The 17,780-nt window shown below is 40.7% G+C and carries 7 protein-coding genes; 2 read left to right on the top strand and 5 right to left on the bottom strand.

The window, feature by feature from the left end:
* The first annotated feature begins 94 nt into the window (after positions 1 to 94).
* On the top strand, positions 95 to 1,285 hold the full coding sequence (sucC, locus tag ABI125_05710) for an ADP-forming succinate--CoA ligase subunit beta (GenBank protein XCF07351.1): 1,191 nt from the start codon (positions 95 to 97) through the stop codon (positions 1,283 to 1,285).
* A gap of 37 nt (positions 1,286 to 1,322) precedes the next feature.
* On the opposite strand, the gene ABI125_05715 is transcribed toward sucC, so the two are convergent.
* Positions 1,323 to 1,580 (bottom strand): DUF1456 family protein, encoded by a 258-nt coding sequence (locus ABI125_05715; GenBank protein ID XCF07352.1) that lies wholly within the window; start codon positions 1,578 to 1,580, stop codon positions 1,323 to 1,325.
* Positions 1,581 to 1,948: 368 nt separating this feature from the next.
* Here ABI125_05715 and ABI125_05720 point away from each other — a divergent pair, with 368 nt between their 5' ends.
* Positions 1,949 to 2,362, top strand: coding sequence for a TerB family tellurite resistance protein (locus tag ABI125_05720; GenBank protein ID XCF07353.1), 414 nt, complete (start codon positions 1,949 to 1,951; stop codon positions 2,360 to 2,362).
* Between the two features lie 84 nt (positions 2,363 to 2,446).
* Here ABI125_05720 and uvrB read toward each other — a convergent pair whose 3' ends face one another.
* The 4 genes from uvrB to ABI125_05740 form a co-directional block, all read right to left on the bottom strand.
* On the bottom strand, positions 2,447 to 4,450 hold the full coding sequence (uvrB, locus tag ABI125_05725) for an excinuclease ABC subunit UvrB (protein XCF07354.1): 2,004 nt from the start codon (positions 4,448 to 4,450) through the stop codon (positions 2,447 to 2,449).
* A gap of 224 nt (positions 4,451 to 4,674) precedes the next feature.
* Positions 4,675 to 9,807, bottom strand: coding sequence for a T9SS type B sorting domain-containing protein (locus ABI125_05730; GenBank protein XCF07355.1), 5,133 nt, complete (start codon positions 9,805 to 9,807; stop codon positions 4,675 to 4,677).
* A gap of 169 nt (positions 9,808 to 9,976) precedes the next feature.
* Positions 9,977 to 14,878, bottom strand: a complete 4,902-nt coding sequence (locus tag ABI125_05735; GenBank protein XCF07356.1) for a choice-of-anchor L domain-containing protein — start codon at positions 14,876 to 14,878, stop codon at positions 9,977 to 9,979.
* Between the two features lie 143 nt (positions 14,879 to 15,021).
* Entirely contained in the window at positions 15,022 to 17,769 is a 2,748-nt protein-coding gene (locus ABI125_05740; protein ID XCF07357.1) for a T9SS type B sorting domain-containing protein, read from the bottom strand.
* Positions 17,770 to 17,780: the final 11 nt, after the last annotated feature.

Genomic DNA, 17,780 nt, shown 5'->3' on the forward strand with positions numbered 1-17,780 from the left:
ATTTGACATTACTTCAAGTTTTCGCGATTATTTATTAGGGTAAGTAAACGCTATTATATACATTTGTGAATCTTATAAAATTATCAAGTACATTATGAATTTACACGAATATCAAGGTAAAGAAATATTAAGCAGTTTTGGTGTACGCATCCAGCGTGGTATTGTGGCTCAAAATGCCAATGAAGCTGTGGCTGCAGCCAAACAATTAACTAGTGAAACCGGAACCAGCTGGCATGTTATAAAAGCTCAAGTTCATGCAGGTGGTCGTGGAAAAGGCGGTGGCGTAAAGCTGGCCAAAAACCTAAAGGAAGTTGAAGAATTGGCAGGCCAAATTATTGGTATGGACTTGGTAACCCCACAAACTTCGGCAGCGGGTAAGCGTGTGCACCAAGTTTTAGTGGCAGAAGATGTTTACTACCCTGGTGAAAGCGAAACCAGCGAATTTTATATGTCGGTTTTGTTGAACAGAAGTACAGGACGCAACATGATCATGTATTCAACCGAAGGCGGAATGGATATTGAAACGGTAGCGGAAGAAACACCTCATTTAATTTTTACTGAAGAAATTGATCCTGCTGTTGGCATTATGCCTTTCCAAGCAAGACGCGTGGCCTTTAATTTAGGTTTGTCTGGCACAGCATTTAAGGAAATGACTAAATTCGTTACCGCATTATATACGGCTTATGTAAAGTCTGATTCTTCATTATTTGAAATCAACCCGGTTTTAAAAACCAGCGATGATAAAATTATGGCTGTTGATGCCAAAGTAACTATTGATGACAATGCACTTTACAGACATAAAGATTATGTAAACCTTAGAGACATTCGTGAAGAAAGTGCCATTGAAGTTGAAGCTGGTGAAAAAGGACTTAACTATGTTGACCTTGACGGAAACGTAGGGTGTATGGTAAACGGTGCTGGCTTGGCTATGGCTACCATGGATTTAATTAAGCAAGCCGGTGGAGAGCCTGCAAACTTTTTAGATGTTGGGGGTACTGCCGATGCAGCTCGTGTTGAAGCGGCTTTCAAAATCATTTTAAAAGACCCCGCTGTAAAAGCGATTTTAATCAACATTTTTGGAGGTATTGTACGTTGTGATAGAGTAGCGCAAGGTGTAATTGATGCTTACAAAAACATGGGTAACATCAACGTGCCAATTATTGTACGTTTACAGGGTACCAATGCCGATGTAGCTAAAGAATTGATCGACAACTCTGGGTTGGACGTTTTAAGTGCCACCGAATTCCAAGAGGCGGCAGATAAAGTACAGGAAGTATTGTCTTAAGCTTTTAGGTAATAATATATTCAAAAGAGCAACTATTTTAGTTGCTCTTTTTTTGTGCTTTGTTTTCACCTTTTTTCGGCATGGGGCCACGCAAGTGGATCACCAGCCCATTTAAAAAGTTCCGTAAAATTTGGTCGCCGCATTCCATGTATTTGGGGTGGTCTTCCCGCCTAAAAAATGCACCGAGTTCACTTTTCGAAATCCTAAAATCAACCAATGCCAAAATTTTTACTATATCGTCGTCTCGCAGCTTCAGTGCCACGCGTAGTTTTTTCAAAATATCATTATTTGTCATATGCTTTAGTTTATGCTAAGTGGATAGTGCATTTCATCGATTTTTACCTGAAGGGCACTAAGAATTGACGTTTTCAACAGTAGCAAAGATACCTTAAAATTAGTATTGCCACGTTTTGTGTTGAAAATCAACTCAAAAAACAACAACAAACTGTGAATCAGTAATTTACAATTAGATGTTGCATTTTTGTTATTTTTTTAGAATTGACCAAATGCAATTTTATTAGTTGAATAAAATTTACTATTGACGAAATAAATAAAATATACGATTAAATACGTATTGTTTTTCGATAAGCTACATTATATCTACGATTATAAAAGAGCCTCTAGTACGTAACTTTATAATAAATTGATTTATCCATCAACAACATGATTAATAGAGTAGAAAAATTAAGTCTTTTATCTGAGATGATTGCTTTTGCAAAATATGATAAAGACATACGCAGAATAGAGTATAATTTTTTGCTGGGTGTAGCAAAACAACTTGATATAGCCCGCGAGGATTTCGACTATTTATTGGAAAATCCTGTTTCATATACCCATTTAAAATCGCACAGTGAGCGCATTGTTCAGTTCCATAGATTGGTGCTGTTAATGAATATTGAACAGGAATACCAAGACGAAAACGAAAAAGCGGGAGTAACCAAACTGTATAATTTTGGATTGAGAATGGGGTTGAGCCATGAGTCCATTACTAAGGTTTTGTACTTGATGGACAGCTTCCCGAATAAAATAGTTCCACCAGATGTCTTAATAGACATTTTTAAAACACAGTATAATTAATCCCTCTTGTACTAGGATGTTATCTAAGTACTAATTAATAGTGTTGATAGCGCAACAATAGTTGTGAAAATGAAAGCTAAAAGGTTAAACTTTTAGCTTTTCTAGTTTTTCTTGATATGCTTTAATTTCATCGCGCAATTTAGCAGCCACAATAAAGTCTAATGCTTTTGCGGCTTCCTCTATAGTTTTGCGTTTTTCGCGTATTTTTTTCTCCAGTTCAGGTTTGCTTAAGTATTCGCTTTCCGGTTCGGCAGCTTTGGCCGCTTGTAGTTCATAGCTATAGGTGCTCACAGAGTTTTTAGATAAAGCATTGTCTAGACTTTTTTTCAATGCTTTTGGAGTGATGTTGTTGGCCGTATTGTAGGCCATTTGTTTTTCACGACGGTAGTTGGTTTCATCAATGGTTTTTTGCATGCTGTTGGTAATCTTATCAGCATACATTATGGCCTTTCCGTTGAGGTTTCTGGCGGCACGCCCCACGGTTTGGGTTAAAGATCTTGTGGAGCGTAAAAAGCCTTCTTTATCGGCATCCAAAATGGCTACCAACGATACTTCGGGTAAATCCAAGCCCTCACGCAATAAATTTACGCCCACCAAAACATCAAAGAGGCCTTTTCGTAAATCCTGCATAATTTCAACACGCTCCAACGTATCGACGTCGCTGTGGATATATCGACAGCGAATTTGAATGCGATCTAAATATTTGGTCAGCTCTTCTGCCATGCGTTTGGTAAGCGTGGTTACCAAGGTGCGTTCGTCTTTTTCAACCCGTTGCTGGATTTCCTCGATTAAATCATCGATTTGATTTAAGCTGGGGCGGACTTCAATTATGGGATCTAATAGTCCCGTGGGCCGGATAATCTGCTCCACATAAATCCCATCTGTTTTTTGCAGTTCGTAATCGGCAGGGGTGGCGCTCACATAAATCACTTGGTTTTGCAGTGCTTCAAACTCTTCAAATTTTAAGGGGCGGTTGTCCATCGCTGCGGGCAGCCTAAATCCGTATTCCACCAAATTTTCCTTTCGGCTGCGGTCGCCACCGTACATGGCATGCACTTGCGAAATGGTTACGTGGCTTTCGTCAACCACCATTAAATAATCATCCGGGAAATAATCCAAAAGACAGAACGGACGAGTGCCGGGTTGTCGACCGTCCAAGTATCTCGAATAGTTTTCAATACCTGAGCAATAGCCCAATTCACGAATCATTTCCAAATCAAACTCGGTGCGTTCCTTTAATCTTTTGGCTTCCAAATGTTTGCCGATGTCTTTGAAATAATCGTGCTGTTTTACCAAATCGTCTTGAATATCTTTTATGGCGTTTTGAAGCACTTCGGGCGAAGTCACGAACATATTGGCGGGATAGATATTCAGTCGGTCGTATTTTTCAACGATTTCGTTGGTTTGGATATTGAACGATTCAATGTCTTCAATCTCATCACCAAAAAAATGAATTCTGAAGGCATCATCGGCATAACTAGGTAAAATATCCACAGTATCCCCTTTTATTCTGAAATTTCCGTGGCGGAAATCACTTTCGGTTCTGGAATATAAACTTTGCACCAACTGATGGAGCAACTTGGTTCGAGAAATTACTTGATCGCGTTTTAAGGTAATCACGTTCTTTTGAAACTCGACAGGGTTTCCGATACCGTACAAACAAGAAACGGAGGCCACTACCAAAACATCCCGACGGCCACTAAGCAGCGATGAGGTGGTGCTCAATCGCATTTTTTCTATTTCTTCGTTAATGGATAAATCCTTTTCAATATAAACGCCAGAAACAGGAATGTAGGCCTCGGGCTGATAGTAATCGTAGTACGATACAAAATATTCAACCGCGTTATCTGGAAAAAACTGTTTGAATTCAGAATACAGCTGGGCCGCCAAAGTTTTGTTGTGCGCCAATACCAAGGTTGGGCGTTGTACCTCCTCAATAACGTTTGCTACGGTAAAGGTTTTGCCCGAACCAGTAACGCCCAGTAGGGTTTGGTACTTTTCGTCTGTGTCGATGCCCTCGGCCAACTTTTTTATGGCTTGTGGCTGATCACCAGTGGGTTTAAATTCGGAATTTACTTTAAATTTCATTGGTCTCAATCGTTAGTTGAAATTATGCACTTTCAGTGCTAGACTTTCAGTTTCTAAAAATTATTTAAGCCACGAATGCACAAATATTTTGAAGTATTTTTAGATAAATATTCGTGAATTTGTGGCTAAATATTACACGAATAAATGGACTTTCAGTCCGCAATTAAACCTATGGACTTTCAGTCCATAGTGGTTTGGTTAACAAAATTACGCAAAATAAATGGCTATTGTTTTAATGTGAAATGCCCAGAAAAAACGCGTCCGTCTTCTAAAAATACTTTAAACCAATAATCGTTGGTGGGCAATATTTTTCCGCGAAATGTGCCATCCCAACCTTCTTGTTGTACTGCGAGCTGTTTAATTAGTTTGCCATAGCGGTCGTAAATGTAAACTGTGCTGTTGGCCTGTACATTTGCATCAATTCCTTTAATATGCCAAAGGTCGTTAATACCGTCGCCATTGGGCGTGAAATATTTGGGATAGCCAATTACCGAAATGTTTAATGTCGCCACGCCACAAATTTCATCTTTTACATGGATGGTATAAAAACCAGCTTCGACATTTTTAAAATGGGGCTCGTCTTGATATTCGATGATATTGGAATCTTCCCTTTGCAGTGCAAATTGATAATTGCCTTGACCTAGGTTTGTGGTGTCTATGGTAACCGAATTATTCTCGGAAATATCAATGACTGTAACATCATCTTGAGTGATGGTGGCTAGCTCTGAGGCATCAACATAAATGTTTTCGGATTTTGAACAGCCCGTGCCATCGGTTTTGGTTAGCGTAATGGTGTAGGTGCCTGGGGTAGAAACCGTAATAGTTCTGTTGTTAGAAACGAATTGGTTGGTTTGGCTACCATCTAAACTGCTCCATAGCCATTCGTAGGTGAAACTTTCAGAAGTGTTTTGTTCAAAAGGTTCTAGTTGGATGGAGAATGTCGGATCTGAAGAACAAACGATTCTCGGGGTATCCACAGTAAAAACAGGCAATGGGTTTACTATTAAATTGATAAGGGTTGTCGCGGTACAATTGGTGTTATTGGGATTGACTACCCTGGCCGTAATAGTTTGGTTTTCTGAAATAAGCGGATTAGGTAAGCTTGTGGCATCGGTTATTAAGTTACCGTTTTCGTCAACATAATCATAATACACTTCCATGTTGGTTTGTGAGCCTAAAATGGAGCTTGTAAAAGTTGAGGTGTCGAAAGGGAAGTAGCCGTCGTTATCTATATCGCCAGCGCTACCGTCGCAAAAAACTTGGTCTACAACAGGGTTAGCTATGGGTTGCTCGTTAACCGTAAAAGTAATGGTGGTTTCATCGTAACAAGGGCCATCGGGTGCCGAAGTAGTATTGTTTTCTACCCGAACGGTAATGGTTTGGCTTTGGGTTAAAAAAGGATTTGGAAGCGGACTGGGCAAAGCAGGGCCCGTTTCGTCAAAATACAACACCGTAAAATCCGCAGGGTTTTGTGCACCTAAAATTTCACTTTCAATTTGTGAGGTATCGAAAGGAAAAGCGCCATCAAAATCATCATCACATTCTGGTGCAATGGTTACAGGATTTGCAATAGGTAGCGGTTCAACGGTTAGTAAAACATGTGGCCCTAGGCCCAAACAATCATTTGAAATGGAACTGTCTATACGGACATAAATATATTGTGAATTTGGGTAGCCTATGTTCCTGTAATTTGAAATATCTGTAATCTCGTTAACTTCTGCCAAAGCATCAGCTTCATTTCGGTAATAGCGTGGTGGCATGGGGTTTTGACCTGCCGGAATAAAACTCATGATGGAAGCTGTTGCGCTACTAAAATCGAAGGTTGCAATACCATCGCGGTTATCGTTATTGGCGCTGTTGTTTCCGGTGGTATCTAAAAAGTCATCACACTGGTTGAACGTAGCCACAAAACTTGAAGGTACCGATGTGGTAGAGACGCTTAATTGAATTTCGGATACTGAAGCACAACCATTCTGCCCTACAACGCGGGCCCAAACTACATCACTGTTTACGGTTCTGTTTTCAAAAGTGGTGGGGGTTGAAATAAAATCACTACTGTTTTCATCACCCAACGCTGCGGCAGCATTCGTTAAATAGTAACTAAAGGTTTCGTTGGAGACATTAGCGGAAATTTCGTTGTTGGCTTCAGTTAAATTGAAGGCACTGTAACCTAAAGTTGTGGAGTCTTCGTCATCGCACTGAACAAGGGTTACAGAAGCGGACACTGTTGGTTTTGGTGCCACCGTAAAGTTGATATCTTGGGAATATAGCCCGCATCCATTTCCAGTCCTGTTTATAAAGGCACGGAACAAATAGCCATCAAAAGAAAGCGGTGCGTTCGATATGTTCAGATTGAATGAGTTGGATCCGTTGTAAATAGCGTCATCGGTTACCAAACTCCAGTTAGCGCCATTGTCGCTCGAGACTTCCCATTGTATGGTTTCGGCTTCGGGAGAGGATATCGATAGCGTGGTATCGGTTTCTTCGCAAATGGCCAATACAGCCGTTTGGGACGCTATGGAAAGTGGGGCATTATTTAAATAGTCGCTGTTTGGCAGTGTGTAACCATCCGAAGCATTAATGACCAACCCTGTGCCTGTTGCAGAGTCTGGCGTAATATCAACGACTACATTACCATCACCTAAATAGCTGTCGCCATTGCCATCTGAAAACCCGGCTTCAATGACGTCGCTACAGCCGTCGCCGTCGCTATCGAAATCTATATAATTGAAGATGCCATCGTTATCGGTATCGTCGAGCGTGTATCCAATAATGTTGCTGTCTGGAGAAGTCTCTGCATCGTCAAACCAGCCGTTGGTGCCAAAGTTTCCGCCGCTGTCAATAATCCCGTTTAGATCGGTATCTGATAAAAGGCCTAATTGCCCAGTTTCATACAAATCGGTTAAGCCATCGTTATCACTATCGAGGTCGTAAAAATCAAAAATAGTATCATTATCAGTATCAAGGGGCATTATCGTAGCATCGAAGATATCGTCTAAACCATTGTTGTCGGCATCCGTTCCAGATAGAGTTACTAAAGTACCTTGGTTTTCTACAATATCAGGAATGCCATCGTTGTCGCTATCGAGGTCCAAACTGTCTGGAATACCATCAAAATCGTGGTCGTTATTGAAACAAGTTATTGAAAGCCCGCCGTTAAAAATGGAAGAAACCGTTCCGTTTTCTAGTTTGTGAATGAAAGTGAAGCCGTCAATTTGATTGGCTAAGAACTGATGAGGTTCGGCTCCGTTTGGGTTTGGGTTGATTTTGAAATGGATTTCGGAGCCAGAAATTTGAGTAATACCAGATTCAAAAATTCCATCGAAATTGGTGTCGATTAGTAAATGGTCGCTGGGGTCGACCAAGGTGATGTTTTTATTTATGGGTTGAATACTAACAATATAGTATTCATCTTCAATATCGGTACTTGGAAGCGAAATGGTTTCTTCCAGTTTAATGTTTACAGATTCCGAAAATGTGATTTCAAAGTTGTTTTCAGCACTTGTGGCATTGCCCAGTGTGCTGGTAAACCCTCCAGAACTGTTTCCGCTGAAGGTATTCGTATTTCCTGAGTTGTTTGTTTGGGTAAAGTTACCACTGGCTATGGTGTTATTGCGAGAGCCATCTTCAAAAATTAACTCGGGGGTGTTTAAATTGCTTAAGTTAATGGCGGCATTCCCTTTGGATTCGGTACAGTTTAAAATACCATCGTTGTCGTTGTCGATATCCAAATTGTCAATAATACCGTCATTGTCCACATCGTCAGGACAGATACTAATCGGGATTTCTACCGATTCCAATTCTTCACCCGTGCAGGTAATAACACCAATAAGCTTGTATTTTCCGGGTTGTGCCGGAGTGATTTCCGGGTTTGAAACCATTAAATCCACAAAACCGCTACCCGATCCGTCGTCATACATCCATTTAAAGCTATCAAAATTTTGGGTGTTGGCAGCTTGTAATGTTATGTTGGGAATACAGTTTCCGAGTGTGGTGAACTGGGCATCAAAATTGATTTCGGGAGCCGAAGGAAATCCCGAGTAAAAACTGCCCGAAGTTGCTGCACCGTTGTAGTTAAAATAGGCACAATATAACTCGTCGTCACTTTCCACTGAAATATTTCCGTTTAACCCCTTAACCTTATAAGTAATGTAATCGGGCTTGCCGGTTACGGGGCTTGGACTCACCGTAATAGGATTGTTGTTTATGGTTACAGTAGCACCTACTTTGGTAACAATAGATATGCCACCTGAATAATTTGTGCTCCCTATATCGTTAATATTGGCAATATTATTTAGGTTTCCGCGGGTTTCACAGCTTAATGGCGGTACAAAAAACATACCTTGGTTGGCCTCGTTTGGTGAGCCGTTGTTACCAAGTCCTCCTACACCTTGGTAGGCAAAAACAGGTTGAGAGGTTTCAACATACATATTGCCATTGGAACTGTATTGGTTGCCTTCAATAACGTAATATTCACCTGAGTTTATATTTGCAATTGCGGAGTTGCCATTAATGCTGATGGATGTATTGTCGGTATGGGCAACAATCAAAATGTTTTCCCATGCATTATCGCCATCGCCTCGTACAAAAATATATTCAGTGCCTACTTTACTTAAATCCACAATTTGGTCTATTCCATAATCCCTGCCGTTACCTGAACCAAAACTTCCGTTAGCAGACCCGCAGTTAACAACAATAGGTTTGTCGGAATTGACTAAACAACCAATCAAGCCATCTCTGTTTACGGTTGAATCGAAACTATTTGTGGCAATGGTATAGCTTTCCCCTTCGTTTAAAATAGTATTGATTGGTGTAGCACCCGAATAATTTTTAATGATTAAACCTGCGGGAAGGTTACTGAAGTTTACGGTGGTATTGTCTTCCGTAGCCATTACCGAAACAAAATTTAGATAATTATCTTGCGGGTTTTGGTTGGTGTAGCTACCTACTCTAAATGTGGTTCCCAAAGCCGAAAGCCCTTTACTCACCAAGGCACCGGCTTGCGCTCCACCACCAGCATTCATTCTTACAGATGCGTAAATAGGCGCTTCGGCTTCAATAATGTAACCTTTGTTGTTTGAAACCAGACTGGTTTGTGTTGAAAGTATAAATAGCTGTCCATAACCAGAGCCAATAGCGATTTCTCTAGGAGTAGTGTTCGATACCGTTCCTGTAATAAAATTTGTAGCTGGTTGCCCAATGGGAATTATAGTATAAGGTACGTTTGAATTGCTCGGCGTAGAAAGGTAAATGTACTGGTCTTCAGGGTTTGCATTGCCAAATGAGGCATTGGTTAATGGCGGGATATAGTGCTTTTTACTAAGTTGAGAATAACCATTATATCCAAAGAAAAGCATTATTAGAATGGTGAAAATGTTTAGAGAACAAATTCGAGGTATAGCCTTAAGCATAGAATGAAATGAAAGTTATTTTAATATGATTTATACTAAAATAGATTAATCAATGTCATTGGACTCAATAAACCTTCAAAGGTTTAAAAAATAAGTTGAAATGTAAATTTATTATTTATCGTTTTAAAGCAAAGTGTCCTTTTATATCGAACGATTCGCCATCCTGCACAATTTTGGCAACAAACCAATAATCATCAGAGGGCATGTTTTGTCCGTTAAAGGTACCATCCCAGCCCACGGAAGTGTGAGGTAGTGTTTTTAACAGTTTTCCGTAGCGATTGTATATGTAAACAATGGTACCGGGCAGTTGACTAGCACCCACAATGTGCCAAGTATCGTAAGCCCCATCGTTATTTGGAGTAACGAACTTTGGAATGTCAATTACAAATACTTCGCGTGTTACATCCAAACAACCGTTTAAATCTCGAACCGTGACCAAGTGCGAACCAAAAGACACATTGTCAAACACATTTGAGGTTTGCGGCTCACCATCATCTAAAATAAAAACATAATCGCCAATTCCGGAAACATCAACGGTAATGCTGTTGGGATCGGCAAAATCGACCGTTTGGGTGAAATTGATTATGGCGCTATCCGATTCCACGACGCTAAAATTATGGGTGTACGAACAATCTGGAGCAATGGTATTTGGGCGCGTAACGGTAACGCTGTAATTCCCAATATCGTTTGGGCCGAGAAGAATTTCAGCAGAAGTCGCACCGGTTGACCACAGATAGGTGTCGCCAGCAACGCCGGTTTCCGCACTGACTACCAAGGGGTCGTCATTGCACAATGGCACAATATCATTGATTGGGATAACGGGTAACGGGTTAATCCGCGTATTGAACTGAGTAGTGCTGTAACACCCCGTGCTTATATTTTGAACGCGCACGAAAATGGTTTCGCCATTAGTAGCTTGGTAAGAAGTGTTTATTCTATTGGTTCCGCTTTCGGCATTTTCTTCCGTATTATAAAAAGTAATATTGAAATTTGAAACATTTTGTGAACCCAAAATAGCACTATTGTTTTGCGTGAGGTCGAAAATCAGAAATTCATCAAAATCATCATTACAGTCAATTAAATCAGGAGGAGTATTCGCGATAGGATTCTCATTAATTTGTAGGTTGAATGCTTGTACAATAAAACAGCCCGTTGTAGGGTTTGAAGTTCTGACGTAAATAGTATGGTTGTTATTGGTGTAATTATAAGTGTTGCTTAAAATCGCAGTATTGTCTTCGGCATCGGTTTGGGTGTCGTGATAGGATATGTTTACCACCGAGGGATCATCAACAATAATGTTGTTAACCAAAGATAGATCATAGGTGTTGGTTTCGTTGTCGCAAATTTCAACTGTGCCCACTGTATTTGTTGGTGGCGGCGGATTTATATTAAGTTGAAGCGGCACAACGGTATAACAGCCCGTTAAGGTGTTGGCCACTTTTATATAAATGGTTTTAGCTTCTGAAACAAAATTTTCAGGATCAACAATGGCATTGGTATTGTCTAATCCGTCATTGGGGTTTATGTCGGTTTCGTTTTCAAAATAGTCTATTCTTAAGTTGCTTTTTACACGATCCAAAACTTCAAAATCTTGAGTTTGGGTATCAATATTGTAAAAGGTTAAATCGAAATTGGCTTGTCCGTTATAGTCAGGAGCACATTCGGTCAACGACGGAGTGCCTACCAAAACATCGGGTGCAGCGATAATATTGATTCCTAATTCTTCAACCACGAAACAGAGCGAATCGTCGCTTTCAATCCTTACATAAATACTTTGCGGATTCACCACGTTGGTGTAAGTGGCAGGCAACGGATTAACGTTTTCTTCTGCCAAGTTTCGGGTTAAGTGGAACGAAATATTTAGTACATCGGGTGTGCCTTGCCTAATTTCATTGGCTTTTTCGGCTAAGTTGAATTCGTGCCTGCCATCGTTGCTATCGTCATCACAAATCAAATAATCAATAATAGGGTTGTAAACGGGGTCGGGCGATACTTGAAGGGTGAAGGTCGAAGTACCAAAACAACTAGGGTCTGTAATATTCTCCACACGTACATAAATGGTTTGGGGGCTGCTAGTGTTTTGATAAATCGCGTTTTTGTCGATAGGCATGCTAAAAGCTGCATCTTCAAAATAAAAGACCTCTTTTCCGGTTTGGCCGTTTAAAATTTCGTTATCTTTTTCAGAAAGTAAAAATTCTGCGGTACGGTCGTTATCATCCTCACAGATTTGATAGTTGCTTATTGTTGGAAAATCAGGCAATGTATTAACAATGGCTTCAAACGACTCTATCGCGTAGCAGCCCGTGCCGCTAGCCACATCTTCCACACGAACAAAAATGGTTTGGGTGTTGGTGTTGTAGGCATCGCGATTGGTTTCGGGTATTTCGTTGGTTTTGGCATCGGCATCTTCAAAAGAGGTGAAAAAGTCAATATCCAAACCTGTGGTGCTAGGCACAACTTCTGAAATTTTAGCGTTGAGGTCGATTATGGAAAATCCATCTTGGTCATCATCACAAATAATAATATCGGTGGGCTGATTGGTTGCCGGAGCGACCAGTACCTCTATTTGAAAAGGGTTTACGGTAGAGCACCCCGAGTTAGTGGCCTCAATACGCGCATAAAGCGTTTCAACGGAATTGGTGTTATTGTAAAACGGAGGTAGTTGATTTTGAGTGTTTTCTGCATCGGTTTGGGTGGCGTAATAGCGTACCGTAAAATCATCGTTTCCTCCCGTGATGGTATCATCAAGCGAAGCGAGGTCTATGCTAGCAAAGCCATCGTTATCATCATCGCAATAGGGTACGGTAACATTATCAAATAGCAATATCGGGTTAATGAGCAGCGTGATTTCAGAGTCTTCAATACAGCCACTGTCAGTGTTTTCAATAGTTATGTACAATACTTGCGGACTCGCTGCCGCATAGGGTTGTGTTTTGGGTAGTGCGTTTGTGCCGTTGTTTCTATCGTCTTCTGTTTCGTAAAAGGTAACGGTAATGGGGTAGGGTAAATCGTTGGCAATATAGCTTTCAACGGTAAATAAATTAAAATCTAAGGTGTCGTTTTCATCTGCATTGTTGTCGCAGAGCGCATAATCGCCAGTGTCGGTGCCCGTGAGCAATAGATTGGTGTGTACTTCAAAAGGAACAATGGTGGCACAGCCCGTGTCGTTATCTTCAATCCTTAAGTATATGGTTCCCGATCCAGGTTCGGTAACGGCATTATTGTATTCGTAATTGGTTTCGTTTGCAATAATATTGGTATTCGTTTGTGCGTCTTCCAAAGTGGCATGGAAAGTAGTGGACACATCGGTTAAACCGTCCAAAATAGGGGCGATGACTTCAGTTAAATCGAAGTTTGCTGAACCGTCCAAATCGCGATCACAAGCATCCAGGTATTGGGTGTCTCTATTTACAATGGGGCTAACTTCAATATTTACTTGCAAAGTGGTATTGTTTACGCAACCGGTTGTGGTATTAACGACTCTAACAAAAACATTATCTGTTGGCGTGTTGGTGTTAATATAAGGGCTGGGGATGGGGTTGTTGCCTGTGCTGGCATCCAATGCGTTGTAGTGATAAGTGACGAATAAATTAGCGTTGCCTTGAGTAATCTCATCATCTTTTTCGGTAAGGTCTATTATGGCATATCCATCTGGGTTGTCATCGCCATCACAGGTTTCCAATGGGGTGGGAGCAACAATATCTGGTAGACTGTGTACAATAAGGTTAAAACTGGTGTATGAAAAACAAGGACTGTCTAAATCCTGAATTCTTACAAAAATAGGTTGCGGATTAATGGTGTTTGAAATAGGGGCGGTTATCGGGTTCAGGTTTGCCCTAGCTTCAGCTTCCGAATAGTGGTAACTGTAATCGTAGTTAGTAAACGGAATGTTGGGTTCCAGTTCTGAATTTTTGGTGGATAGGTTGAACACTTCTGTTTCGTCGCCGCTGGCATCATCACAAAGTTCGTAATCGGTAATAGGGTCAATGGGTTCTTCGGTATTTAGTACGATTTCAATATCGTCTTCCTCCACACATGCCGAGCCGTTAACCGGAACAGACACTTCAACCCGGTAAGTGCCGTTTGCTACAGCGGTGTAGCTAGAACCTGTAGCGCCAGGTATTAAATTACCGTTGAGGTACCAAGCATACGAAGCTAAAGGATTCTCCAAATCGGCATCTAGAACGGCCGAACTGGCACAGGTTGTTATATTGTCGCCCAATTCCAATACCCTAAAACTGTCGCCTTCAATAAAAACAGCCGAATCGAATGTATTATCGGTTTGGTCGGCAATAATGAGTTTTATATGATAGGTAACATTAGGCTGAATGGTGCCCGATGCCGTTAAAACGATAGTTCGTCCGTTATAGTTGGTGTCGCCCACGTTGTAGCCTTCAAAATATTGTTCGTTTTGTGCAGGGCAAACACCAAAAATTTCATCGTGTATGGTATTGGTGTTAACTGGTGTGGTTGTGCCCGGAACCACAGCAATATTTTGGTAGGGCCCCGTGCTTCCCGCTTCTCTAATTAGAAAAACGAAACCATCGGAAAATTGACATGGGTTGATGCCAAAGTATTCCTCAGAAGCCAATAAATAATTAAATTGAAATTGGTTGGATATAGATACAAAATCAAATTCGATGGAAGTGGCATTTACCGTGTTGGTGATGCCCAAAGCGGTTTCCAAATCAGGGTCGGTGCCCCAAGCGTTGGAACCTTCGCTCAATGTAGGGGATATGGCAGAATTTCCCCCAGATCGGGCCGCTCCGGTAGATAACATAATGCCCCTTTCGAAAGGAAAATTGGAACTGACCCGTTCAAAATAGGCATAACTGGCCAAGCCCGTATCTGCTCCATTTACTGAAGAGCTAATATTTGAAATGTCCACACAGCCATCAACGAGGTTGTTTTGAATTAAGGATTGTAAATCAACAGAATCATCTACGGAGATTTGTTGTGAAAACAACAGCAGGTTTCCGCCAATAAGAAAAAGTAAAATGAAATAAAATAATCTCATACTAAGTAGGTGGTTTCTGTTTGTGTTAACGGCTTAATAGGCCGTTTTTGTGCTTAGGACAATTAAAGGTGGAAAAATAGACTTTTTTTAGATGAAGTGCAAAATAAATCGATTAAATGCGTTTTTGCGTGGTTGTTTAAAATTTAGTGTTTGAGTGTAAAATGATTTTTAAATACACGGCCGTCTTGTAGTTTTACCACAAACCAATAATCGTCGTTAGGTAATGGCTCTCCTCTTATTGATCCATTCCAGCCCTCACCTAAGGGGTCTAATTCTTTTATAAGTTTACCATAGCGGTTGTAAATTTGTATTTTAGTATTTGGCTGAAAAATTTCGGATACGCCGTACACTTGCCAAGTATCGTTAACGCCATCATTATTTGGGGTGAAATATTTTGGAAACCCAATTACCGAAACGGGTTCGGTAATTGTACCACAGTCATTTTTTGTGTCCCTAATTTGAATGCTGTACAAACCGGGAAAGAGGTTGTCGAATAACGTAGTTGTTTGGTAGGGCCTAATAATTTGGTTGTTGATATCCAATAATGCATATTCGTAAATACCTTCGCCTGAAACCATTATGTTTATGGTGTTGTTTGTAGATGCATCGGTAACTTCTACGTTTTCTATAGTGGCGATGTTAGAGGGCTCAACAACAACTGTACGTTGATCTGAGCAGCCTGCTTGATTTGTAATTTCAACAGTATAGGTGCCAATTTCGTTAATATCAATTTCATAGGCGGTTTCCCCTGTGCTCCATAGATAGGAATAATTGTTGCGCGAACCTACCAAAAAACCGACATTGATTTTTATGGGTGCAGGGAAGTGATTCAGACAATAAAGTACGTTTTCGTTTTTCTCTATTTGAGGTAATTCTGCAATACTGAGTATTATTTCGTTAATTCCAAAGCAGGCATTATTGTTTAATGTTTCAACCCTGTAATAAAGGCTTTGGGTGTAAGGTGTTTTATTTCGGTATTGAGAAAGACTATTGGCTTCAATGAGTGCGTCTTCTTGGGTTTCGTAAAATGTAATAGAAACGTCGTTAAGCGTGGTGTTTAGTTGGGCTGCGATATCGGACTTGTAATCTTCGAGATTAAATAGGTTAATGCCGTCGGGAGACCCTACTTCATCGCATTTTTGAGGGGCGCGGTAAACAGGAACTTCGGTGGTTGCTATTTGCAATTTTAGCGTGGCTGTATCAAAACACCCACTGAAGTTATGTACAGTACGGGTGTATAATATTTCGTTGGGCACTGTGTTTTCATAAGATTCAGGATTAGTAATGGCATTAACACCATTCTGTGCATCATTTTCGGTTTTATGGAATGAAATGCTATAATCTTGATTGTAGGTCGGTAAAATAGCTTCGTAGGCTTCGGTTAAATTAAAGGTTGTTGTTCCCGAAAGATTTGGACTAGGAGCACATTGTGTCAGGGTATGATTGTTGGTTACGGGCGATGCAAAATAAGTGACTTTTGCCAAGCCTTCTAAAGTTTGGCTACAGTCTCCAGTATTTGGGTCGATAAATACTTTGTACAAGCCTTCTTCATCGACATCAAGAAAATAAGTGGTATTTGTAATAGGAATTCCGTTTTTAAACCAGTTGTACGTGGCGCCTTGAATATCAGGCGATGTTAGCGTGTAAGTGTCATTTTCGCATAAAAATAGTTCAGAAGAGCTTGAGTTGTTGCCTATAATATCTATTTTCTCAGAGAAAAAAGACGTTATAAAGGGGGGCAAACCTTGCCTGCCGTTCGATCCCAATTGCAAACTGTTATAGGCATAGTTGCAGCCCAGACCAGAAATGTTAGGGGTGTTTATAGTAGAAAGAAAGGGTTGCCCTTGGTCGTAGCTAAGGTTCATCGACTGATAAATTTTTCCGTCTGGACCCAATTGCAGTGCACCTCTGTACATTTGTCTGTTGTCTATAACATATTCGGTGTTACTAATGTTGGTGGCCGTTATGTTGTATTGCAGTAAAGCGCCGTATTGTGCCGAGGGAGCACTGCCTTCTTGTTCATTGGTTTGGTAAAAGGATGACACGTAAAGCAGTTGGTTGTTTTGCGAAAACTCCACCCCATAGGCTACTTGCGGTTTTTGGCCGTTTAGAGAAAAAGTAATTGTAATTTCCTGTTCGTTACTAATATTACCAGTAGTTTTATCAAAATCATAAATAAACAAACCCGAAGTAGTATTGGCACAGACCAGTTTTGAACCGTTGGGCGATAATTTTAGGTAACCCCTTCGGTTGGTGATGTTATTTGAAAAGGAACTGGTTACGGGTACGGTGTTTAGACCTGAAGTGTTTACTTCATAAGCATAAAAGGTGTCGAAAAAACCGGACTCTCCTTGTGCGAGTGTGATCACCCAAATAGATTGTGTTTGGCAGTCCTTTACAACGGCAGTAACTTTTTCTGATGTTGTGGGGAGCAAGTTGTGGTTTTTAATGGTTACATCGCCCAAACCGTTTTCCAAACTCATATCGACAATTGAATAATTAAAGCCAAAATCTGGATCGTTCTGATGTATTTGTGTATCGACTGTGAAAATGTAATACATGTTTGGGGCTTCTGGTTGAGGTACAATTATTGCCGATTGGGTACTTGAGGGGTCCCCGTATAAACCAAATCCGTTAGGCATACGGTCGTGGTTTTTGTTCCAAACAGAAATACCGTCAGTGTAAAATAACAGGTTTCCGTTGGTATCTGATATTGTTGCGCAGCCCTCTATAGTGTTAAGTTTGCCGCTAGAGAGTGGAGAAACAGTGCCGTCTGGATTAAATCGTATTCCCGCGTTTTCGCCAAAATACCAGTTGGAAGCTTCCTCCTGACCAAAAGCACAGGTAATGGCTAAGCCAAAGTATATTAGAATGAGGGCGATTTTTTTCATCTTTTTGCAAT

Source organism: Tamlana crocina, from assembly GCA_040429635.1.
GTDB lineage: Bacteria > Bacteroidota > Bacteroidia > Flavobacteriales > Flavobacteriaceae > Flavisericum > Flavisericum crocinum.

Excerpts from the sequence above, each read along its gene's own strand:
- sucC (XCF07351.1), top strand. The coding sequence starts at position 95 with ATGAATTTACACGAATATCAAGGTAAAGAAATATTAAGCAGTTTTGGT.
- ABI125_05715 (XCF07352.1), bottom strand. The coding sequence starts at position 1,580 with ATGACAAATAATGATATTTTGAAAAAACTACGCGTGGCACTGAAGCTG.
- ABI125_05720 (XCF07353.1), top strand. The coding sequence starts at position 1,949 with ATGATTAATAGAGTAGAAAAATTAAGTCTTTTATCTGAGATGATTGCT.
- uvrB (XCF07354.1), bottom strand. The coding sequence starts at position 4,450 with ATGAAATTTAAAGTAAATTCCGAATTTAAACCCACTGGTGATCAGCCA.
- ABI125_05730 (XCF07355.1), bottom strand. The coding sequence starts at position 9,807 with ATGCTTTTCTTTGGATATAATGGTTATTCTCAACTTAGTAAAAAGCAC.
- ABI125_05735 (XCF07356.1), bottom strand. The coding sequence starts at position 14,878 with ATGAGATTATTTTATTTCATTTTACTTTTTCTTATTGGCGGAAACCTG.
- ABI125_05740 (XCF07357.1), bottom strand. The coding sequence starts at position 17,769 with ATGAAAAAAATCGCCCTCATTCTAATATACTTTGGCTTAGCCATTACC.